This window comes from Microbacterium petrolearium, from assembly GCF_054782875.1.
On the sequence record NZ_BAAGRQ010000008.1, the window covers coordinates 26763 to 47189 of the forward strand.

A 20427-nucleotide genomic window follows, 5' to 3' on the forward strand; every position below is an offset into this window, starting at 1 on the left:
GTCCGCGGGGCGGCGTCAAAGGGGGCAGGACATGGCTGAGTATCGTTCGGAGGTTCCGGGCAACTGGTTCGTCGACCCCGTCGATCTCGGCGTCCCCGGGGTGCGTCAGCCGACGGGCGACGACAACGCCCTCGCCTGGCAGTCCGACGCGCTGTGCGCGCAGACCGACCCCGAGGCGTTCTTCCCGGAGAAGGGCGGATCCACCCGCGACGCCAAGCGCATCTGCACCTCCTGCGAGGTGCGCGCCGAATGCCTCGAGTACGCGCTGCAGAACGACGAGCGCTTCGGCATCTGGGGCGGGCTCTCCGAGCGCGAGCGCCGCAAGCTCAAGCGCCGCGCCAGCTGATCCTCCTCCCTCGCGCGTGGCTCCCGGGTCCGTCGCGCCGCGCGCTTAGGCTGACGAGGTCATGTCGGCCCCAGTACACGCCATCGTCGTCGCGCGAGCGACCCCCACGGCCGCCCTCGCCGCGGAGCGGCTGACCCGCACCCTCGAGGCCCTGGGCGCGCAGACCCACAGGGTCGACGCCGTCACCATCGTCACGTGCGGACGCGCGCCCGAGATCGACGCGGTCATCGCCCGCTCGCGCGCCGAGGGCGTCATCCACGCTCCGGAATCGGCCGGCTTCGCCGCGGCCGTCGCGCTCGCGCAGGTGCGTGCCCCCGCCGATCGCGCGCTGTGGTTGCTGGCCCAGGACACGACGCCGCGGCCCGATGCGCTCGCGGCGCTCGCGGGCGCCCTCGAGCGCGCCCCGTCCGTCGCTCTCGCCGCGCCCAAGCTCGTGGACGCCGACGACCCCGACCTCATCGTCTCGCTCGGCGTGAGCATGACGCGGTTCGGGCGCACGGTGCCGCTCGCGAACGGCGAGTACGACCAGGGCCAGCACGACGTGGACGACGACGTGCTCGGCGCCGACGTGCGCGGCGTGCTGCTGCGCGCCGACCTGCGCGCGCACCTGCTGCCCGACCCCGCGCTGGCGGGCGTGGACGAGGGCCTCGACATGGGGGTGCGCGCCCGCCTGGCCGGCCGTCGCGTCGCCCTCGCTCCGCGCGCCCGCGTGCTCGTCGTCGACGGCGGGGTGGCCGGCGCCCCGCGCGGCGCGGTGCGGCGCGCGTACGCCGTGCGGACGGCGCAGCTGCACCGCCGCCTCGCCTACGCGCCGGCGTTCGCCGTGCCCCTGCACTGGCTCTCGCTCCTGCCGCTCGCGCTGTGGCGCACGCTCGTGCTGCTCGTCGCCAAGACGCCCGCGCGCGTGCCTGCCGAGTGGGGTGCGGCCCTCACGGTGCTCGTGCGCCTCGGCGCCCTCGCGCGGTCCCGCCGCCGGATCCGGGACATCCGCCGCGGCGGATGGGAGCAGATCGCGCCGCTGCGCGCGACCACGGCCCAGCTGCGGGAGCGGTACGACGACGCGGGAGCGGACGGGGCCGCCTACGGCGAACTGGGCTTCTTCTCGGGCGGCGGAGCATGGACCGTGCTGGGTGCCCTCGTCGTGAGCATCGCGGCGTTCACCTCGCTTCTCACGTGGCCCGGCATCGGCGGCGGCGCGCTGCTGCCGCTGCACGACACGCTCGCCGGGCTGTGGCAGGAGGCCGCGTACGGCATGCGCGCGCTCGGCCTCGACACGGTCTCGCCGGCCGATCCGTTCGCGTCGGTGGTCGCGCTGCTCGGCTCGCTGTGGCCGGTCGCGCCGTCGTACACGCTGCTGCTGCTGTGGCTGCTCACGCTGCCGCTGGCCGTGCTCGGCGGCTGGTTCGCCGCCACGCGCGTCTCGGACCGCCCGGGCGTGCGCGCGGTCGTGGCGGTGCTGTGGGGCCTCGCGCCGCCGCTGCTCGCGGCGCTCGTCGACGGTCGCCCCGCGGCCGTCATCCTCCACCTCCTGCTGCCGTGGCTGCTCTTCACCGCCGCGGCGGCGCACCGGTCCTGGGCCGCGGCCGGCGGGGCGTCGCTGCTGCTGCTCGGCGTGCTCGCGTGCGCGCCGTCGCTCGCCCCGGCGCTCGTCGTGCTCTGGGCGCTCGCGCTCGTCCTCGCGATCGCCTTCCGCGCGCGCCGCGGGATCGCCAGGGTGGCGTGGATCGTCGTGCCGTCGGTCGTGTGGTTCGCCCCGGTGGTCGCCGCCCAGGTCGTGCGCGGCACGCCGTGGGGCGCGTTCGCCGATCCCGGCGCCCCGTGGACCGGGCCCGCTCAGGCGCCCCGCTGGCAGCTGGCCACCGGGATCCCGTGGGCCGACCCGGGCGGCTGGGCCGCGTTGATGCCGGGGGCGCCGGTGTGGTGGGTGCCGCTGCTCGTGGCGCCCGTCGGGCTGCTCGCCGTCGTCGCGCCCCTCACGGTGCGCTGGCGCGCCGGCACCGCGACCGTCGTGATCGCGCTCCTCGGCATCGCGACCGCCTTCGCGGCCTCGGGCGTGCAGGTGTCGTACGCGGCGGGCGAGCCCGTGCCGCTGTGGACGGGCTCCGCGCTGAGCCTCGCGTGGATCGGCGCGCTCGGCGCCGTGGGCGTCACGCTCGACACCGCCCCCGCCGCGCGGCCGCTGCGGGTCGGCGCCGGCCTGCTGGCCGCGGCCTGCGTGGCCGTGCTGGCGATCCCCGCGCTCACGGCCGTGCACCGCGACGCCGCGAGCGTCGCGAGCGGGCCGTCCTCCACGCTGCCCGCCTACGTGGGCGCGCAGGCGAGCAGCCAGCGCGACATCGGCACCCTCGTGCTCACCCCGCGCGGCGACGGATCGCTCGCCGCGAAGGTCGTGTGGGGCGGGAGCGAGACCCTCGGCGGGCAGTCGACGCTCGAGAGCACCGACGTGCGCGTGTCGGACGACGATCGCCGCCTCGCCGAGATCGCCGTCGACCTCGTCTCCAGCTCGGACGCGGCGGCCACCGAGGCGCTCGGGGCGGCGGGGCTGCGGTTCGTGCTGCTGGGCGGCGCGGGCGACGACGATGCCCTGCGGGCCGTGCGCCTGGGCGCCATCGCCTCCATCGACCAGCGCGCCGGCTTCGTGCGGGTGGGCGAGACGCCGCGCGGCGTGCTCTGGCGCCTCGACGCGGAGCCCGCCCCGCGCCCGCAGGCGTCGGCCGCCGAGGCGGCGCTGGCCGCGTCGACGCTCGCCGCGCAGGCCGCCGCGCTCATCGTGGCCCTGCTGCTCGCGGTGCCCACGCGCGCCACGCGCAGGGCGGCACGGGCGCTGCCCCGCGTCGTCGGCGGGGGCTACGAGGACGAGCGCGAGACCGCGCGTGCCGGGCGGACGGAGCCGAAGTGAACGACGAACCGCGCAACCCCCTCGTGCCGGACGCCACGCAGGCGGAGTTCGGCCAGCCGGAGCCGCTCGAGCCCGATCCCATCGAACCCGCGCCGCCCACCGCGCGCGTGGTGGACGAGCCGGCGCCGCCGCGACGGATGCGCCGGGCCTGGGGGCGCGGCGTCGCCGGGTTCGGCGTCTCCGCGGTCGCGGTGCTCGCCGTCGTCGCCGCGGCCTTTGCGCCGTGGCCGAGCCTGGGCGGCTCGGCCGCGTCGCTCGAGGTCACGCCCGCGCCGTCCGAGACGGTTCTGGCGTGCGAGGGGCCCGTGCTGGCCCTCGGTCGCGACGTGTCGGCCGCGACGTCCATCGGCGCGGCGCAGCCCGTGTCCGTCACGGCGGGCACCGCCTCGGGCGGGGAGCCGTCGTCCCAGCCGCTCGCCCATCCCGACGTCGCGGGCGAGGACGCTCCGCTCCGGTTCGCGCAGGCGCCCGACGGCCGATCCGTGGAGCGGATCGCGGCGGCCACCTCGGCGGCCGTCGACGAGGAGGACCTCGCGGGATTCGCGGCGTCCGCCTGCCGCGCGCCGCAGCTCGAGTCGTGGGTCGTCGGCGGCGACACGTCGGTGGGTCAGACCGACATCCTGCTGATCTCGAACCCCGGTGCGGCGAGCGCGACCGTGCAGCTCACCGTGTACGGCGCGATGGATCCCGTGGTGCCTCCGGGCTTCGAGGCGGTGCCGATCCCCGCGGGCACGCAGCGCGCGATTCCGCTCGCCGGCATCGCCGGCGGCGAGGCGGCCCCCGTCGTGCGGGTGACCGCCACGGGCGCGCCCGTGCGCGCCGCCCTCCAGTCCAGCCTGGTGCGCACGCTCGACCCCGTCGGGCTGGATCGGCAGGGCTCCGTCACGGCGGACGAGCGGCAGTCGTTCCCCGGCGTCGTCGTGACCGAGGCGGGCGCCGAGGCGGAGGGCGCGTCGACGGCCGTCGTGCGCGTGATGTCGCGGGGCGCCGGATCGGCCGTGATCACGGCGACGGCCGAGGGGCAGGACGAGGCCGCCGTCGAGCCGGTGAGCGTGGCGCTCGAGGCCGACCGGCCCGTCGCCGTCGACCTCGGCGAGCTGCCGGCGGGGCGCTACGAGGTCACGGTGGCGGGCGACGGTCCGCTCGTCTCGGCCGTGTGGCAGGCCACGGGCTTCGGGCGCGACACCGACTTCGCGTGGCAGACGCCCTCGCCCGCGTTCGCCGACGCGACGCTCGTCGCCGTGCCGCCCGGTCCCGGCGCCCGGCTGCACGTGTCGAGCGGCGAGGACGCGACGGTCACCGTCACGGACGCGTCCGGCGGGTCCCGCGAGCTCGCGGTTCCCGGCGGGTCCTCGGCGTCGCTCCCGCTCGACGACGGCGGGGTGTACCTCGTCGATCCCGGCGGCGCGTCGGTCCACGCCGCGGTCGGCTACCTCGGCGAGGCCGCGCTGGCGACGGTCCCGGTGTGGCCGGACCCCGCGTCTCCCGCGCCGGTCACCGTCTATCCCTAGAACCGGAAGCGATCCGGCCCCAGGTCCCACGGGTCGCGGTCGAGATAGTCGCCCGCGGCGCGGAACACGGCGCCCTCCACGATCATGCGACGGTGCAGGTCGTCGTTGCGGTGCAGCCGGCTGAAGCGCTCGATCGGCACGCGGTAGAGGGTGATCCGCCGCGCCTCGCGGTCGATCGTCCACCGCGGCACGCCGTCGTCGGAGGCGCCGGTCGGCATCCAGGCGATGAGGAAGTCGACGTCGCGCAGCTCGGGCCACGTGCCGCGCAGATACTCCACGGTCGAGCCGACCGTGAGGTCGAACCTCTCGGCGCGCGTGTCGATCTGGGGCAGCGGCGGGCGCAGGAGCTGGCTGCGTCCCGCGCGGCCGTGGCGCCCGTGGCGAGGTGCGCGTCCGCGCGGTACGGGCTTGCGCATCCGACCCCATATCGCCATGCCCCCAGCCTACGCGGCGTGGGTCACGGGGATCGCGCCGATCGCGGCGTACGCTCGAACGCGATGGAAAGACTCTGCTCGAAGGTGGGCTGCGCCCGCGAGGCCGTGACGACGCTGACGTACGACTACGGCGACCAGATGGCCGCGCTGGGCCCGCTGGGCGCGACGCGCGACCCGCACGCGCACGATCTGTGCGCTATCCACACCGAGCGCATGTCGGTGCCGAAGGGCTGGACCGTCATCCGCCACGCGACGCTGGTCTGAGGCGCGTCGCGCCGACGGCAGGGCCGCCGCCGACGGATCAGCGGGTCAGCGACGCGACGCGCTCGGCCTGCAGGGTGAGCGCCCGCAGCTCGCGCTCGCGCCGCACTGCGACCACGGCGTGGATGAGCGTCTCGGCGTCGACCGGCGGGATCGGCGCGACGAAGGGGCTCACCTCGTCGGCGAGCTCCGCCGCGATCCGCGCGCGCGAGACCGGCACCATCTTCGCGGCGCCGGCGGCGAACTGGGTGAGGCGGCGGCCGAGGCGGTCGGGCACGCGCGCGACGTCGGCGGTCGCGGCCCAGCCCTCCATGCCGGGCGGCAGCCGGCGCTCGTCGGGCGGCAGCGACGGCGTGCGCGTGCGCTCGGCGTAGGTGCCGGCGACGAGGTCGCCCAGGCGCTGGGCGCGCGGCGTGAAGATGCCGACGATGAGCGCGATCGATCCGAGCGTCATGTACACCTCGAGCACGCCGAGCAGCGCCCGGATGAACGCGTGGCGGAAGCCGATGGCCCCGCCGTCGTTGCGCACGATCCGGCCCCCGACGGCGAGCTTGCCGAGGCTGCGCCCGCGCGTGAGCGTCTCGATCGAGGCGGGCAGGATCACGAAGATCACCACCATCATCGCGATCGGCGCGATCCGCGCGGTCACCTCGTCGACGAGCCCGGCCTGGCCGAGCGCCCCGAGCAGCAGATAGCACGCGAGCAGCAGCAGGAAGGAGGCGACGATGTCGATCGCGGCCCCCGCCGCGCGCAGCAGCAGCCCGATCGGCTGCACGTCGAGCGCGACGGCCTCTCCGGTGAGGACCTCGTCGTGATCCACCTGCGGACGCAGGTGCGGGCGTGCCGATGCGGACGACATGCGTATAGTCAAGCACGTGGACCTCGACGCCCTCACTGCCGCCCGCCGCGAGGAGTGGCGCCGGCTCGATGAGCTCTCCCGCACGCGCGGCCTGCGCGGCACCGAGGTGGACGAGTTCGTCGCCCGCTATCAGTCGGCCTCCGCCGATCTCGCCGACATCAAGACGTCGGCCGGTCGCACGCCGCAGGGCGACCACGTCTCCACCATCCTGTCGCGCGCCCGGCTGCGCCTCACGGGTGCCCCCGACAACGTGCTGCGCCAGCTGCCGCGGTTCTTCCTGCTGCAGCTGCCGGCGGCGCTGTACCGCCTGCGCTGGACCGCGCTCGTCGTGACGCTCGCGTTCATCGGGATCGTGGCGCTCACCGGCGCGTGGATCGCCCAGGATCCCCGCCTCGTCGCGACCCTCGGCACGGAATGGCAGCTCGAGCAGTACGCCGAGGAGGACTTCGTCGCGTACTACAGCGAGCACAGCGAGGTCGCCTTCGGCGCGCTCGTGTGGACGAACAACGCCTGGATCGCGGTGCAGTGCGTGCTCTTCGGCATCACCGGCATCTGGCCCGTGTACGTGTTCGTGCAGAACGCCGTGGGGCTCGGCACCTCGGCGGCGATCATGTTCGCGTACGACCGCGGCGCCGACTTCGTGCTCTACATCCTTCCCCACGGCCAGCTGGAGATGACGAGCATCTTCGTCGCGTGCGCCGCGGGCCTGCACATGTTCTGGTCGTGGGTGGCGCCGGGCCGGCGCACCCGCATGGACGCCCTCGCCTCGGAGGGGCGCGCGCTCGCGACCGTCGCGGTCGGGCTCGTGCTCTCGCTCGCCCTGTCGGGCGTCGTGGAGGGCTGGGTCACCCGGCAGGACTGGCCGTGGGCGATCAAGATCGGGATCGGCACGCTCGCGCTGGGGGTGTTCCTCTTCTACATGCTCGTGGTCGGCCGCCGGGCCGCCCGGGCGGGCGAGACGGGCGACCTCACGGAGTACGAGGCGGGCACGCCGCGCCTCGTCGCCGGCTGAGCGCGCCCGATCCCGCGCCCGCGGCCGTCACCGCTCGGCGTCGAACAGGGCCTTGTAGGCGAAGCCCGCGAGCATCGCTCCCACGATCGGGAACACGATGAACACCCACAGCTGCAGGAGCGCGTCGCCGCCGCCGTAGATCGCCGCGGCGATGGAGCGCGCGGGGTTCACCGACGTGTTGTCGACGGGGATCGAGATGTAGTGGATGAGCGCCAGCGTGAGGCCGATGACGAGCCCCGCGAGCGGCGTGCCGCGGGTGGGGTGCGTGACGCCGAGGATGACGAGCACGAACAGGGCCGTCAGCACGAGCTCGACGATGATCGCCGCCATCATCCCGAACCCGGCGGGCGAGTTCTCGTCGAAGCCGTTGCTCGCGAACCCGCCCTCCTGCGCCGTGGTGAGCCAGCCGTCCGGCCCGAACAGCCCGATGAGCACGAGCAGCGTCGTGGCGACGACGCCGCCGATCACCTGGGCGATGATGTACCCGATCACGTCGCGCCACGGGAAGCGGCCGGCGGAGGCGAGGCCGAGGGTCACCGCGGGGTTGAAGTGGCCGCCGGAGATGGGGCCGAAGGCGTAGGCGCCGACGACCACCGTGAGGCCGAACGCGAGCGCGACGGCCGCGTACACGGTGCCGGTCGGGCCGCCCTCGAGGAAGAAGTTCGACGCGAACACCGCCGTGCCCACGCCGCCGAGCACGAGCAGCAGCGTGCCGAAGCCCTCGGCGACGAGCTTCGCGACGGTCGTGGGAGCCGGCGGGGGCGTGTGCGCCAACTCCGTGGGCTCGATCGGCGATTCCGGATTCGGATCGGACATGGGGTCTCCTTCGGGGAGGCCGGGACGGCTCTGCTCGCATCGTGTCAGCGGCGAGGCGCCGACGGCAAGAGCCGCGCCGAGAAGAGCGCTGGCGCCCGTCCGCCGCGGGCGGTAGACACGAGGGCATGTGGATCGGCTGGATCGCCTTCGCCCTGCTCCTCGGCGACGTGCACTCCCTCAAGCAGCGCGAACCCGCCCCCGTTCCCCGAACCCGCCCCGGATGGGGTGCGGGCTCGGCGAACGAGGGCGGGTTCGGCGGAAGCGGGAGCCTCAGGCCGTGACGGGCTCGGCCTCGTAGCCGATCGGGTCGGCCGAGGCGTCCTGGGCGGCCAGCTTGGCCTTGATGCCGGCGACGATCTTCTCGTCCACCTGGCCCCAGTACCAGAAGAAGCGCTCCTTGACGACGTCGACGGTCAGGCCGGAGTACTGCCCGGCGAGCGTCTCGTGGAAGCGGTCCTTCGCGCCCTCGTCGAAGACGTCGTTGTACAGCGTGCGGGCCTGGCCGAAGTCGTCGTCCTCGCTGTGCAGCGAGTACGCGCTGCGCACGAGCTCGCCGTCCGACTCCCACGACGCCTCGACGGCGCGCTCGGGCTCGGCGTGCGGGGCGCCGAACGAGTTCGGCGCGTACACGGGCGTGCCGGCCGCGTTGAAGTGGTAGGCCATGTTGCCCTGGTGCATGTAGTTGAATGCGGGCGCGGCGTGCGGCTGGTTGACCGGCAGCTGGTTGTAGTTCGTGCCGATGCGGTAGCGCTGCGCGTCGGGGTACGAGAACACGCGCGCCATGAGCATCTTGTCGGGCGAGATGCCCGTGCCCGGCACCTGGTTGCCCGGCGAGAACGCGGCCTGCTCGATCTCGGCGAAGAAGTTCTGCGGGTTGCGGTTGAGGGTGAACTCGCCGACCTTGATGAGCGGGTAGTCGGCATGCGGCCACACCTTCGTCATGTCGAACGGGTTGAAGCGGTAGGTCTTCGCATCCTCGTAGGGCATGACCTGCACCTTGACCTCCCACGCGGGGAAGTCGCCGCCCTCGATCGCGTTGAAGAGGTCGCGGCGGTAGTAGTCCGCGTCCTCGCCCGCGATGCGCTCGGCGTCGGCGGCCGACATGTGCTCGACGCCCTGCTTCGAGATGAAGTGGTACTGCACCCAGAAGCGCTCGCCCGCGGCGTTCACCCACTGGTAGGTGTGCGAGCCGTAGCCGTTGAGGTGACGCCACGACTTCGACAGACCGCGGTCGCCCATGAGGTAGGTGACCTGGTGGGCCGACTCGGGGGAGAGGGTCCAGAAGTCCCACTGCATGTCGGCGTTGCGCAGGCCCGAGGCGCCCGTGCGCTTCTGCGAGTGGATGAAGTCGGGGAACTTCATCGCGTCGCGCAGGAAGAAGACCGGCGTGTTGTTGCCGACGATGTCGAGGTTGCCCTCGGTCGTGTAGAAGCGCAGCGCGAAGCCGCGCACGTCGCGCCACGTGTCGGGCGATCCCTGCTCGCCGGCGACCGACGAGAAGCGCAGCAGCACCTCCGACTCGGCGCCGGGCTGGAACACCGCGGCGCGCGTGTACGCCGAGACGTCCTCCGTGACGGTGAAGGTGCCGAACGCGCCGCCGCCCTTGGCGTGCGGGTTGCGCTCCGGCACGCGCTCGCGGTTGAACGACGCCAGCTTCTCGACGAGGTAGCGGTCGTGCAGCGCGGTGACGCCGTCGGGACCGGTGGTGAGCGAGTACTGGTCGCTCGCGACCGGGGTTCCGGTCTGGGTGGTGGTGTACGAGATGTCAGCCATTGCCGTTCCTTTCGCATTCGGGACAGATGGCACGGAAGGTCACGCTCGCCTCGAGGACGCGCATGCCGTGATCGTGGGAGGGGTGCAGGCAGGGGGCTTCGCCGACGACGCACGGGACGTCCTCGACCTTGCCGCAGACCACGCACTGCAGATGGTGGTGGTTGTCGCTCCGGTCCAGCTCGTATAGCGCGCTGGGCGCGCCGGGCAGACTCACGCGCTGGGCGATGCGTGCGTCGGTGAGGTCGTTGACGATGCCGTGCACGGTCTGCAGTGCGATGCCGGGGATCCGCTCGCCCACCGCCGCGTGCAGCTCGTCCACCGCGGCGTGCGGGCGCGACGCGAGGGCGTCGAGCACGGCCACGCGCTGCGCGGTGACGCGCAGGCCGGCGGCGCGGAGCGCATCCGCGGCGTCGGGGGGCGTGACCGTCGGGTTCATCCCCTCGAGTATAGCTGTTTTGAATGATTCGCAAAAAAGAACGATGAGGGATTACGGCTAGAGCCGGCCGGCCTTCTTCAGCGCCAGGTAGCGGTCGGCCACGCGCGGCGGCAGCGACTCGGGGTCGTCGGCGAGGGCCTCGGCGCCCGCGCGCTCGATCGCGGCCGTGACGCGCGCCGCCGACGCGAGCGTCGCCTCGGCCGCGGCGGCGTGGTACAAGGCGTCGACGTCGCCGCGGGAGCGGGCCAGCTCGGCGAGTCCGCCGTCGGTGGCCGTGCCCACGAGCACGACCGTGCCCGCCTTCACGGTGCTCGGCAGCGTGCCCAGGAACCCGCGCGACGCGTCGGGCGACTCCTGGGCGGTGAGGATGACGAAGAGGTTGGGTTTGGCGTGCAGCGCGCGCACCTGCGCGAAGGCGGCGTCCCAGTCGGTGTCGATCAGCTGCGCCTCCACGGGCGCGAGCGCGTCGACCATCGCGGGCAGCAGACCAGGCCCGTCCACGCCGGTGACCCGGGCGCGCACGACGCGGTCGAAGGCCACGAGGTGCACGTGGTCGCCCGCGCGGTTCGCGAGCGCGGCGAGCAGCAGCGCCGCCTCGAACGACGCCTCCAGGCGCGTGCCGTCGTCGACGCGCGTCGCGGCCGTGCGGCCGGTGTCGATGAGGATGACGACGTGGCGGTCGCGCTCCGGGCGCCACGTGCGCAGCATGGTCGTGCCGGCGCGCGCGGTCGCGCGCCAGTCGATCGAGCGCACGTCGTCGCCGCGCACGTATTCGCGCAGCGAGTCGAACTCGGTGCCCTGGCCGCGCACCTGCACGCTCGTGGAGCCGTCGAGCTCGCGCAGCCGCGCGATGCGGCTCGGCAGGTGCCGGCGCGCCTTGAACGGCGGCAGCACGCGGACGGCACCCGGTGCGCTGATCCGCCGCTGCCGGCCGGCCACGCCGAGCGGCCCGCGGGTGCGGACGACGACGAACTCGCTGCGCAGCTCGCCGCGGCGGCGGGGGAGGAGCGGCACGCTCGCGGTGCGCGATTCGCCCGCCGGCACGTCGATCCGGAGGCGCTCGGCCGGCGCGCCGGCGGTGGGCTGCCAGGCGTCGCGCACGAGTCCGCGGATGCGCCGGTTCGACGGGTTGGCGAAGCGGATGCGCGTGGTCGCGGGCTGGCCGAGCGACACGCGCGAGGTCGCGTCGCGCGAGACCCGCAGCACGCGCGCGTCGGGAGCGGCCAGCACGTCGGCGAGCACGAGCGCCGCGCACAGCGTGAGCCAGGCGAGCGCGAGCAGCCACGGTGAGGCCCCCGTCGCGCTCAGCAGCACGACGGGGACGATGCCGAGCGCGACGAGGATCGGCAGGCGGCCGGAGACGTACATGGATCAGATCGGGACGCGCGTCTGCTGCAGCACGGAGTTCAGCACGGCGTCGACCGAGACGCCCTCGATCTCGGCGTCGGGGCGCAGCTGGATGCGGTGGCGCCACACGGGCACGAGCATGGCCTGCACGTGGTCAGGCGTGATGGCGGGGTAGCCGCCCAGCCAGGCCCACGCCTTCGCCGCCGCGAGCAGCGCCGTCGCCGCGCGGGGGCTCGCGCCCACCTGCACCGACGGGCTCTGGCGCGTGGCCCTGGCGAGGTCGACGATGTACGCGAGCACGTCGTCCGTCGCCGTGACGCCGGCCGCGGCGTCCTGCGCGGCGCGGATCTCCTCGGGCGTGACGACGGCGTGGATCTCCTCGAGCAGGCGCGGCGAGAAGCCGTCGGCGTGGCGGCGCAGCACGGCGACCTCGGCGTCGCGCTGCGGCACGTCGATGATCAGCTTGAGGAGGAAGCGGTCCAGCTGCGCCTCCGGCAGCGTGTACGTGCCCTCGTGTTCGATCGGGTTCTGCGTGGCGCAGACGAGGAACGGCTCGGGCAGCGCGCGCGTGACGCCGTCCGACGAGACCTGTCGCTCCTCCATCGCCTCCAGCAGCGCCGACTGCGTCTTCGGGGGCGTGCGGTTGATCTCGTCGGCGAGCAGGATGTTCGTGAACACCGGTCCCTCGCGGAACTCGAACTCGCCCGTCTTCGCGTCGTAGATGAGCGATCCGGAGACGTCGCCCGGCATGAGGTCGGGCGTGAACTGCACGCGCTTGGTGTCGAGGCCGAGCGCGCGGCTGAAGGTGCGAACCATGAGCGTCTTGGCGACTCCGGGCACGCCCTCGAGCAGCACGTGGCCGCGGGCGAGCAGCGCGATGAGCAGGCCCGTGACGGCGCCCTCCTGGCCGACGACCGCCTTGCCGACCTCGTCGCGCACGCGTGCGACCGCCTGGCGCAGGTCGGAACCGCCCGATCCGCCCGGCGCGGCCGATCCGCTCGTCGCCGGGGGAGTGGCCGGCAGCGGGGGCACGGGGCCGGCCGGCTGCGGCGGGATCACCGTGGCGCGCTCGGGCCCGGGGCCGGAGGCGGGAGGGTATGCGTCGGTCATGGGTGGTTCCTCTCGGAATCGATGGCCGTTTCCAGGTCTCGCAGGCGCTCGCCGAAGGCGACGAGTTCCGCGTCGGTCGCGGGCTGGGTGTGCAGGATCTCGGACACGTGCGCCGGCGGGGTGCCGAGCCGCGCCGCCACCGCGGCGGCGACGTCGTCGACGGGCGCGCGGCGGTTCAGGCCGACGCGCCGCGCCATGCGTGCGGCCGCGCCGCGGCGCAGCAGGTCGGCGGCGTGCCGGGGATCGCGCGCGTGCTGGTAGAGCCGGGCGCGGCCCTCCAGCGTCTCGCTGCCGCGCACCGTGACGGGCAGATCCTCGGCCACGAGCGGGCCGAACCGCCTGCCCTGCCAGACCGCCGCCGCGATCGCGGTCGCACCGAGCAGGATGATGACGGGCGTCACCCACGGCGGCGTGAGCGAGCCGAGCGTGTCGGGTGCGTTGCCCGGCGCGATGTCGGCCTCGCTCGGGAGGTACCAGACGACGTCCTCGTGCGCGCCGAGCAGGTTCAGGGCGAGGGCCGCGTTGCCGCCGTCGGCGAGATGCTCGTTCGCGAAGACGGTGCCCGCGTCGAGCACGACGAGCTCGGTGCCGTCGAGGTCGGAGGCGAGGAGCCCGTAGCCGCCGGCGGTGCCCGGATAGCACGCGATGTCCGTGTCGCCGCGCGGGTAGAGGCGCCCGGGGGCGATCGCGCCGGCGCGCTCGGCCTCCGGCAGCTCGCAGGCCGGAGGGATCGGCTCGAGCGCGTTCCCGGCGAACTCGAACTCGCCGAAGAAGATCTCGAGGTCGCGCGCGGACGGCTCGATGAGCACCGTCCGCGCGGCGCGCCCGGCGATGTCCCGCAGCGCCCCGTCCTCGAGGTACCAGCTGGGCCCGATCACGAGTGTCTCGCCGCCGGTGAGGGCGCTCTCCGCGGCGGCGCGGGACTGGACGAGCTCGACCGCGACGCCCTGCTCCTCGAGGATCCGAGCGAGGGCGAGCGTGCCGGTGGGGGCCGCGCTCTCGGGGTCGTGCGCGCCCTTGGGGCGCCACTCCGGTCCGGTCACGAACGCGAGCGCGGTGCCGATCACCACGATCGCCGCGACGAGCGCCACCCACCCCCACACGCGGCGGCGGCGCGACGACGTGGGATCCGCGGGCGCCTCGATCGTCGTCATGCGCGCACCGGCTCCGCGTCCAGCGGATCGGCGAGGCGCGCGGGGCGCGTGCGCGCGATCTCGTCGTCGACGGCCGCGACGCCCTCGTACATCTGCGCGGTGCCCCGGCGGCGCAGGTAGCGCACGTCGTCGAAGGCGACGGCCCCGTCATGCAGCCGCTGTGCCTGCGCGGGGAAGAACGGCGCGGCGTTCGCGGCCAGCGCCTGCGCCGTGGTGCCCGGGAGCGCGTCGCGCTCCTCCATGCCGCGCGCGAGCGCCCGGTAGCGCTCGATCACGGCCTGGTCCCAGCGGCCGGCGGCCGCATGCTCGGCGGCGGAGGCGCGCAGCTCGGCCGCGCTGCGGGTCTCGTCCTCGCCGAAGAGCACCGAGGACGAGGCGGCCCGCGCGCGGTGCGCGGAGCGGGGGCGCCCCCAGATGAGCAGCCCGAGCACCACCACGGCCGCGATCACGACGATGACCACCAGGGTCAGCAGGGGGCTCCACTCGGCGCCGACGCCCACGCGCAACAGGTTCGCGAAGAACTCGCCGATCGCCTGGGCAATCCGGTCGATCAGCGTCGGCTCCGCGGCGTCGTACACCCGGTCGGCGAGCTCGCGCTCGGCCCATTCGCGCGCCTCGTCCGGGCCGGGCGTCACGGGGATCTGCAGGGGGCTCACGACGACGCGCGTCCTCCCTGCGGCGGCGCGCCGTCGCCCCACGGCGGCGTGAAAGGAGCGTGCTGGCCGGGCGCGGGCGGCGGGGGCTGCTGACCGTACGGGGGCGCGGGGGAGGGCGGCGCCGGGGTCGCGCCCTGCGGCGCGGGCGGGTACACGGGCGGGTGCTGCCCGTACGGCTGCGGGCCGGAGGGCGGCGGGGCGTAAGCGGGCGCCGGGGCATAAGCGGGCGCCGGCTGCCCGTAGGGCGGAACGGGCTGGCCGTACGCGGGCTGCGGCTGGGGCTGACCCGGGTAGCCGCCCGGAGCCGGGTACCCGCCGGGTGCCGCGTAGCCGCCGGGAGCCGCGTAGCCGCCGGGAGCGGGGTAGCCGGGAGCGGGGTAGCCGGGAGCCGGGCCGTACGCCCCGGGCGCGTAGGTCGGGGCGGACGGGCGGGAGGGGGCGACGGCGCGGGGGTCGTACGCGTACGGGTCCTCGATCATCGAATCGCCCGCGTCGCGGCGCTCCACATAACGCTGCATCCGCAGGTCGATCCCCTCCTTGCGCATGCGCAGATCGAGGTACACGAGGGCCGACGCGGTCGCCTGCACGACGACGGCGATGGACTGGATGAGGAAGGTCACGATCTGCCCCAGCACGAGGCTCACGATCGACGCGACGACCGCCGAGGTGATCTCGTCCCCGGTGGGCGCCAGTGTGGGCACGAGGAGGGATGTCAGCAGCGAGAACGGCATTCCGACGAGGGAGGCCGCGGTGCTCATGATGAGCGAGATCAGCACCATCACGCCGAACGTCGACCAGAACCTCCCGCTCGTGAGCGCCCAGGAGCGGCCGATCGCCCGGAAGATGCCCGCGCCCTCGAGGACGATGGCGGACGGGGTGACGTACAGCTTCGTCGAGATCCACGCGGCCAGGAACAGCGACGCGAGGAACGCGAGCAGGAGGAGCAGGACCGCGACGACGACGCCGCTGTCGCCGAGGGACACGGCGAGGCCCGCGATCGCCGCGATCGCGATGACGATGGCGGCGACGACCGCCAGCATGACGAGCAGCTGGTACCCGAACAGCCGCCAGAAGGCGGGCTTCACGCGGCGCCAGATCATTCCCAGCGTCGCGCGCTCACCCAGGGCCGCGTGCGACACCTCGCCGATCACGACACCCTGCACGATGACGCCCAGGACGCCCAGGCCGACCGCGACGAGCAGCGACGTGACGACCGTGATGAGGGTGGCGCCGGCGCTGATGGCCGCCCTGTCCGCATAGTCCGCGGTCTCGAGCCGCGAGAACGCCAGGAACGAGACGCCGCCGATGAGGAGGAGGCCGACGAGGGTGGAGACGATCTGCACGACCATGGCGAAGCCCAGCAGCACCTTGGGGTTGCCGCGCAGCGCCGCGAACGACTTGCCCAGGATCGTTCCGAACCCCAGGGGCTGCAGCGGGATCAGACCGCCCCTGGGGGCCGGCGTCCACGTCGATGTCCCGCTCATGTCGCCCTCCCCGTCGACCAGATTCGATGCCCATCGTTCCACACTTCGCGAGGCGGCAGAGGGCTCGAACGCGCGGGGGCTTCGGATACGCTGATCGGGTGACAGCCCGCATCCTCGTGGTCGACGACGACACCGCTCTGGCCGAGATGATCGGCATCGTTCTGCGCACCGAGGGATTCGACACCGCGTTCTGCGCCGACGGCGCCCTGGCGGTCGACGCGTGGCGCGACGAGCGTCCCGATCTGGTGCTGCTCGATCTGATGCTGCCCGGCAAGGACGGGATCGAGATCTGCAGCGAGATCCGCCGCGAGTCGGGCGTGCCGATCATCATGCTCACGGCGCGATCCGACACCTCCGATGTCGTCAACGGCCTGGAGGCCGGCGCCGACGACTACATCGTCAAGCCGTTCAACCCCAAGGAGCTCGTCGCGCGGATCCGCACCCGCCTGCGCCCCGTCGCCCAGGCGGCCAGCGAGAACCTCCGCGTCGGCGACCTCACGATCGACGTGGCGGCGCACGAGGTGCGGCGCGGCGACGAGCTCATCTCGCTCACGCCGCTCGAGTTCGAGCTGCTCGTCGCGCTCGCATCGAAGCCCAACCAGGTGTTCTCGCGCGAGATGCTGCTCGAGCAGGTGTGGGGCTACCACTACAAGGCCGACACGCGGCTGGTGAACGTGCACGTGCAGCGGCTGCGCTCGAAGGTGGAGCTCGACCCGGACGACCCCAAGATCGTGATGACGGTGCGCGGCGTCGGATACCGCGCCGGCGCCGTCGTCTGAGCGGGCGGTCCCAGGTGGCCATCCCATGCCCGTGACCCCCCGCGCCGAGCCGGTCGCGGGGCCGGCGTCCGCGCCTCTCACCGGTCCGGCGGCGACCGCGGCGATCGGCGTCATCAGGGGGCCGCGCGCGTGGGCGTCGCTCGTCGGGCGGATGTGGGGCAGCTCGCTGCGCTTCCGCACGACGCTGGTCGCCGTGGCGGCGACGATGGTCGCGGTGACGATCGCCTGCGTGTGGATGGCGGCGCAGATCCAGGCCGACCTGTTCGAGTCGCGCCGCGACCAGGTGCTGCAGGACGCGAGCCGCGCCATCAGCGCCGCGCAGGATCAGCTGGACTCGTCCGGCCAGGTGGAGCGCGAGCGCTCGGCACTGCAGGGCCTCATGACCCGCGCGCGCCAGACCCTGGTGGAGCAGTCGGGCACCTCGAGCGTGGCGTGGTTCCGGGTGGAGAGCACGCCGTCGCAGGTGGCGCCGCAGAACCAGGGCGCGCGCGATCTGCCCTCCGAGCTGATCTCGGCCGGCCTGCGCGAGCGCGTGGGCGCCTCGCCGGACGGGCAGTGGTGGCAGTCCGTCGAGCTACGCGACGCGGGCGGCCGCGCGGTGCCAGGCCTCGTCGTCGGGCAGCAGCTGAATCTGCCGGGCGTCGGCGCGTACGGCGTGTACTTCGGCTACGACCTGAGCGAGTCGGCCGAGACGCTCCTGTTCGTGCAGCGCACGCTGTGGATCGCGGGCATCGTGCTCGTGCTCATCATGGGCCTGGTCACGTGGCTCGTGCTGCGCTCGGTCGCCGAGCCGATCGTCGAGGTGGCCGACACGAGCCGTCGCCTCGCGGGCGGCGACCTCAAGGTGCGCATCGACGTGCGCGGCGACGACGAGATCGCCGTGCTCGGGCGCTCGTTCAACCAGATGGCCGACAGCATCGAGCGGCAGATCGGGGAGCTCGCGGAGCTCTCGCTCGTGCAGCAGCGATTCGTCTCCGACGTCTCGCACGAGCTGCGCACGCCGCTGACCACCATTCGGCTCGCGGCCGACATGCTCAACGACCGGCGCGACGCCTTCGACCCCGCCACCGCCAGGGCCGCCGAGCTCCTGCACCAGCAGGTGGCGCGCTTCGAGGAGCTGCTGACCGACCTGCTCGAGATCAGCCGGTACGACGCCGGGTCGGTGGAGCTCGCGCTGGAGGCCCGGTCGCTCGCGCAGCTGACCGAGGAGGTCGTCGAGTCGATGCGGCCGCTCGCGCAGCAGCACGGCACCGAGCTGCGCGTCGTCGCCCCCGGCGGGCACGGGGCCGTCGACATGGACCCGCGTCGCATCCGCCGCATCCTGCGCAACCTCATCGGCAACGCCATCGAGCACGGCGAGGGGCGCCCGATCGTCGTGACCGTCGACAGCGACGAGGACGCGGTGGCCGTGGGGGTGCGCGACTACGGGATGGGCATGTCGCCCGAGGCCAGCCAGCGCGTCTTCGATCGGTTCTGGCGGGCCGACCCGTCGCGGCGGCGGACGATCGGCGGCACGGGGCTGGGGCTGTCGATCGCGCTGGGCGACGCGAAGCTGCACGGCGGCATGCTCGAGGTGTGGTCGGCCGTCGGTCGCGGCACGAACTTCGTGCTCACGCTGCCCCGCACCCCGGGTGCGGAGCTGCTCTCGTCGCCCGTGCCGGTCGAGCCGCGCGACCAGGAGGCCACGCCGGAGCAGATCGTGGCGAGCGCGCGCCAGGCGGGGCCGCTCCACGGCACCGACGGCGCGGGCGACGACGGGGAGGACGCGCGATGAGGCGCAGGGGACGGATCGCGGCCGCGCTGCTCGCGCTCGCCGTGGCGCTGGCCGGGTGCTCGGGGCTGCCCACGAGCGGTCCGGTGAACCCCGGTCTCTCGGCCGACGAGGTCCCCGAGCACGACTTCCTCTACTACCCGGAGGGGCCGGCGCCGGCGGCAACCCCCGAGCAGATCGTGCAGGGCTTCGTGGAGGCGGCCACGAGCCCCGCGGGCGACTGGGCGACGGCGAGGGAGTTCCTCACCCCGGACTTCGCGGCCGAATGGGAGCCGGGATCGCACGTCGCGATCGACGCGACGAGTGCCCGCGAGTACGACGCGAGCGCGCTGGAGACGGACGGGATCGTGTCGCTGCAGATCTCCCAGGTCGCCGCTGTCGACGCGCGCGGCGTGTACCGCACGGCCACGGAGCCGGAGCAGGAGCTGCGGTACGAGCTCGTGCAGCGCGACGACGGCGAGTGGCGGATCGCGCAGGCGCCGGCGGGGATCGTGCTCGACCGCGACTACTTCCCGAACGTCTACAGCGACTTCAGCCTCACGTTCTACGACCCGGCCCAGCGGTACCTCGTCCCCGACGTGCGCTGGTTCCCCGAGGCCTCGACGGGACCCACCCGGCTCGTCGCCGAGCTGCTGCGCGGCCCCAGCGCCGCGCTCGAGGGCGCCGTGACGACGGCCTTCCCGTCGGGCGCGCAGCTGCCGGATGCCACCGTGATCGCGCTCGACGACTCGGGCGTCGCCGACATCGCGCTGCGCGGCATCGCCGCCGACGTCGACGGATCCATCGTCTCGCGTATGCGGGCGCAGGCGACCGCGACGCTTTCGAGCCTCGGCGCCCAGGGCGTGCGGCTGAGGGTGGGCGGCATCGAGCTGTCGGCCGAGGAGTACGACCCGCTGCCGACGGGGCCCGATTCGCGCGCCCTCGTGCTCGGGGGAGAGGCATACGACGACGCCTTCGGCTTCCTCGAGAACGGGGAGATCAGGGGCATCGACGGGCTCTCGGAGGCCGTTCGGTCGTCGGCGGCGCCCGCGCCGGAGACGATCAGCGTGGCCCCGGATCGGGAGTCTGCGATCCTGCTCGGGACCAACGGCGCCGTCGTGCGGGTGGGGTCCGACGGCTCCGTGCTGCTGCTCGACGACCGCGAAGACCTGCTGGAGCCCGCGCTCGACCCCGACGGCTACACGTGGACGCTGCCCGACCACGACCCCGACCAGCTCACCGCGATCGGTCCCGACGGCACCGCGGTGCTGCAGACGGCGATCCCGCAGAGCGAGGAACTGGCGATCGCCACGGTCGAGTCGATCGCGGTGTCGCGCGATGGCACGCGCCTCGCGGCGCTCGTGACCGAGCCCGGAGGGGCGGCATGGGCGGTGGTGGCGCCCGTGGCGCGCGACGGCGACGGCGTGCCGACCGGCGTCGGCACCGCGACGGTGCTCGCGGCCCTCGACGGCCCCGGCATCGACGTGGAGTGGCTCGACGACTCGAGCATCGGCGTGGTGGCGCGCGACGGCACCGAGATCGAGATCCTCGAGCAGCGGATCGGCGGCCCCGGCACCCGCATGTCTGCCCCCGCCGACGCCATCGGGATCGCCGCGGGCACCCAGGACTCGTCGATGCGGCTGATCGACAGCACCGGCGGGCTGCACGTGCGCCGCGGCTCGGCGTGGGTCAAGGTCGCCGACGGCATCGCGGTGCTGGCGACCGATGTGGGGACGCCGCGGTCCGAGTGACCGCCGCGCTCGCTCACAGCCGCCGCGGGCGCGCGGGTCATCCACGATC

The 20427-nt window shown here is 74.2% G+C and carries 18 protein-coding genes; 8 read left to right on the forward strand and 10 right to left on the reverse strand.

Going from position 1 to position 20427, the window contains the following annotated elements; translation table 11 throughout:
• Positions 1–31 precede the first annotated feature (31 nt).
• The 3 genes from ACYVJ0_RS08110 (at position 32) to ACYVJ0_RS08120 (ending at position 4756) form a co-directional block, all read left to right on the forward strand.
• A complete protein-coding gene (locus ACYVJ0_RS08110) occupies positions 32–346 on the forward strand; it encodes a WhiB family transcriptional regulator (protein ID WP_449855322.1) in 315 nt (104 codons plus the stop codon).
• 61 nt (positions 347–407) lie between these two features.
• Positions 408–3245 carry a glycosyltransferase gene (locus ACYVJ0_RS08115; RefSeq protein ID WP_460817162.1) on the forward strand — a complete coding sequence of 946 codons (2838 nt, stop codon included), beginning with the start codon at positions 408–410 and terminating at the stop codon, positions 3243–3245.
• On the forward strand, positions 3242–4756 hold the full coding sequence (locus tag ACYVJ0_RS08120) for a DUF5719 family protein (protein ID WP_460817164.1): 1515 nt from the start codon (positions 3242–3244) through the stop codon (positions 4754–4756). Before ACYVJ0_RS08115 ends, ACYVJ0_RS08120 begins: the two co-directional genes overlap by 4 nt.
• Here the strand turns inward: ACYVJ0_RS08120 and ACYVJ0_RS08125 are convergent.
• On the reverse strand, positions 4753–5190 hold the full coding sequence (locus tag ACYVJ0_RS08125; protein ID WP_449855126.1) for a metallopeptidase family protein: 438 nt from the start codon (positions 5188–5190) through the stop codon (positions 4753–4755). The genes ACYVJ0_RS08120 and ACYVJ0_RS08125 overlap by 4 nt on opposite strands.
• A 63-nt stretch (positions 5191–5253) precedes the next feature.
• On the opposite strand from ACYVJ0_RS08125, the gene ACYVJ0_RS08130 reads away from it, so the two are divergent.
• Positions 5254–5454, forward strand: a complete 201-nt coding sequence (locus tag ACYVJ0_RS08130; protein WP_449855127.1) for a DUF3499 family protein — start codon at positions 5254–5256, stop codon at positions 5452–5454.
• Positions 5455–5491: 37 nt separating this feature from the next.
• On the opposite strand, the gene ACYVJ0_RS08135 is transcribed toward ACYVJ0_RS08130, so the two are convergent.
• Positions 5492–6310 (reverse strand): RDD family protein, encoded by an 819-nt coding sequence (locus tag ACYVJ0_RS08135; protein WP_460817166.1) that lies wholly within the window; start codon positions 6308–6310, stop codon positions 5492–5494.
• Between the two features lie 16 nt (positions 6311–6326).
• Here ACYVJ0_RS08135 and ACYVJ0_RS08140 point away from each other — a divergent pair, with 16 nt between their 5' ends.
• Positions 6327–7322 (forward strand): stage II sporulation protein M, encoded by a 996-nt coding sequence (locus tag ACYVJ0_RS08140; RefSeq protein ID WP_449855129.1) that lies wholly within the window; start codon positions 6327–6329, stop codon positions 7320–7322.
• Between the two features lie 27 nt (positions 7323–7349).
• On the opposite strand, the gene aqpZ is transcribed toward ACYVJ0_RS08140, so the two are convergent.
• The 8 genes from aqpZ to ACYVJ0_RS08180 form a co-directional block, all read right to left on the reverse strand.
• Positions 7350–8138: an aquaporin Z gene (aqpZ, locus tag ACYVJ0_RS08145; RefSeq protein ID WP_460817168.1), complete on the reverse strand. Its 789-nt coding sequence runs from the start codon at positions 8136–8138 to the stop codon at positions 7350–7352.
• A gap of 270 nt (positions 8139–8408) precedes the next feature.
• The gene (locus ACYVJ0_RS08150; protein WP_460817169.1) at positions 8409–9911 is read right to left on the reverse strand and encodes a catalase; all 1503 of its coding nucleotides are present in this window, start codon (positions 9909–9911) and stop codon (positions 8409–8411) included.
• A complete protein-coding gene (locus ACYVJ0_RS08155; protein ID WP_460817171.1) occupies positions 9904–10347 on the reverse strand; it encodes a Fur family transcriptional regulator in 444 nt (147 codons plus the stop codon). The genes ACYVJ0_RS08150 and ACYVJ0_RS08155 overlap by 8 nt, the downstream gene beginning before the upstream one ends.
• 57 nt (positions 10348–10404) lie before the next feature.
• Positions 10405–11715 (reverse strand): DUF58 domain-containing protein, encoded by a 1311-nt coding sequence (locus ACYVJ0_RS08160; RefSeq protein ID WP_449855133.1) that lies wholly within the window; start codon positions 11713–11715, stop codon positions 10405–10407.
• Positions 11716–11718: 3 nt separating this feature from the next.
• Positions 11719–12804 (reverse strand): AAA family ATPase, encoded by a 1086-nt coding sequence (locus tag ACYVJ0_RS08165; protein ID WP_460817172.1) that lies wholly within the window; start codon positions 12802–12804, stop codon positions 11719–11721.
• The gene (locus ACYVJ0_RS08170; protein ID WP_460817174.1) at positions 12801–13958 is read right to left on the reverse strand and encodes a DUF4350 domain-containing protein; all 1158 of its coding nucleotides are present in this window, start codon (positions 13956–13958) and stop codon (positions 12801–12803) included. The genes ACYVJ0_RS08165 and ACYVJ0_RS08170 overlap by 4 nt, the downstream gene beginning before the upstream one ends.
• The gene (locus ACYVJ0_RS08175) at positions 13955–14614 is read right to left on the reverse strand and encodes a DUF4129 domain-containing protein (RefSeq protein WP_460817175.1); all 660 of its coding nucleotides are present in this window, start codon (positions 14612–14614) and stop codon (positions 13955–13957) included. Before ACYVJ0_RS08175 ends, ACYVJ0_RS08170 begins: the two co-directional genes overlap by 4 nt.
• Positions 14611–16098 (reverse strand): glycerophosphoryl diester phosphodiesterase membrane domain-containing protein, encoded by a 1488-nt coding sequence (locus ACYVJ0_RS08180; protein WP_460817177.1) that lies wholly within the window; start codon positions 16096–16098, stop codon positions 14611–14613. The genes ACYVJ0_RS08175 and ACYVJ0_RS08180 overlap by 4 nt, the downstream gene beginning before the upstream one ends.
• A gap of 98 nt (positions 16099–16196) precedes the next feature.
• Here ACYVJ0_RS08180 and mtrA point away from each other — a divergent pair, with 98 nt between their 5' ends.
• Genes mtrA through ACYVJ0_RS08195 form a run of 3 tightly spaced genes read left to right on the forward strand, consistent with a single transcriptional unit; the run spans position 16197 to position 20378 of the window.
• Positions 16197–16877, forward strand: coding sequence for an MtrAB system response regulator MtrA (gene mtrA / locus ACYVJ0_RS08185; RefSeq protein WP_449855138.1), 681 nt, complete (start codon positions 16197–16199; stop codon positions 16875–16877).
• 25 nt (positions 16878–16902) lie between these two features.
• Entirely contained in the window at positions 16903–18651 is a 1749-nt protein-coding gene (mtrB, locus tag ACYVJ0_RS08190) for an MtrAB system histidine kinase MtrB (protein ID WP_460817179.1), read from the forward strand.
• On the forward strand, positions 18648–20378 hold the full coding sequence (locus ACYVJ0_RS08195; RefSeq protein ID WP_460817181.1) for an LpqB family beta-propeller domain-containing protein: 1731 nt from the start codon (positions 18648–18650) through the stop codon (positions 20376–20378). The genes mtrB and ACYVJ0_RS08195 overlap by 4 nt, the downstream gene beginning before the upstream one ends.
• The last annotated feature ends 49 nt before the right edge of the window (positions 20379–20427 follow it).

Excerpts from the sequence above, each read along its gene's own strand:
- ACYVJ0_RS08110 (WP_449855322.1), top strand. The coding sequence starts at position 32 with ATGGCTGAGTATCGTTCGGAGGTTCCGGGCAACTGGTTCGTCGACCCC.
- ACYVJ0_RS08115 (WP_460817162.1), top strand. The coding sequence starts at position 408 with ATGTCGGCCCCAGTACACGCCATCGTCGTCGCGCGAGCGACCCCCACG.
- ACYVJ0_RS08125 (WP_449855126.1), bottom strand. The coding sequence starts at position 5,190 with ATGGCGATATGGGGTCGGATGCGCAAGCCCGTACCGCGCGGACGCGCA.
- ACYVJ0_RS08130 (WP_449855127.1), top strand. The coding sequence starts at position 5,254 with ATGGAAAGACTCTGCTCGAAGGTGGGCTGCGCCCGCGAGGCCGTGACG.
- ACYVJ0_RS08135 (WP_460817166.1), bottom strand. The coding sequence starts at position 6,310 with ATGTCGTCCGCATCGGCACGCCCGCACCTGCGTCCGCAGGTGGATCAC.
- aqpZ (WP_460817168.1), bottom strand. The coding sequence starts at position 8,138 with ATGTCCGATCCGAATCCGGAATCGCCGATCGAGCCCACGGAGTTGGCG.
- ACYVJ0_RS08150 (WP_460817169.1), bottom strand. The coding sequence starts at position 9,911 with ATGGCTGACATCTCGTACACCACCACCCAGACCGGAACCCCGGTCGCG.
- ACYVJ0_RS08155 (WP_460817171.1), bottom strand. The coding sequence starts at position 10,347 with ATGAACCCGACGGTCACGCCCCCCGACGCCGCGGATGCGCTCCGCGCC.
- ACYVJ0_RS08160 (WP_449855133.1), bottom strand. The coding sequence starts at position 11,715 with ATGTACGTCTCCGGCCGCCTGCCGATCCTCGTCGCGCTCGGCATCGTC.
- ACYVJ0_RS08165 (WP_460817172.1), bottom strand. The coding sequence starts at position 12,804 with ATGACCGACGCATACCCTCCCGCCTCCGGCCCCGGGCCCGAGCGCGCC.
- ACYVJ0_RS08170 (WP_460817174.1), bottom strand. The coding sequence starts at position 13,958 with ATGACGACGATCGAGGCGCCCGCGGATCCCACGTCGTCGCGCCGCCGC.
- ACYVJ0_RS08180 (WP_460817177.1), bottom strand. The coding sequence starts at position 16,098 with ATGAGCGGGACATCGACGTGGACGCCGGCCCCCAGGGGCGGTCTGATC.
- mtrB (WP_460817179.1), top strand. The coding sequence starts at position 16,903 with ATGCCCGTGACCCCCCGCGCCGAGCCGGTCGCGGGGCCGGCGTCCGCG.
- ACYVJ0_RS08195 (WP_460817181.1), top strand. The coding sequence starts at position 18,648 with ATGAGGCGCAGGGGACGGATCGCGGCCGCGCTGCTCGCGCTCGCCGTG.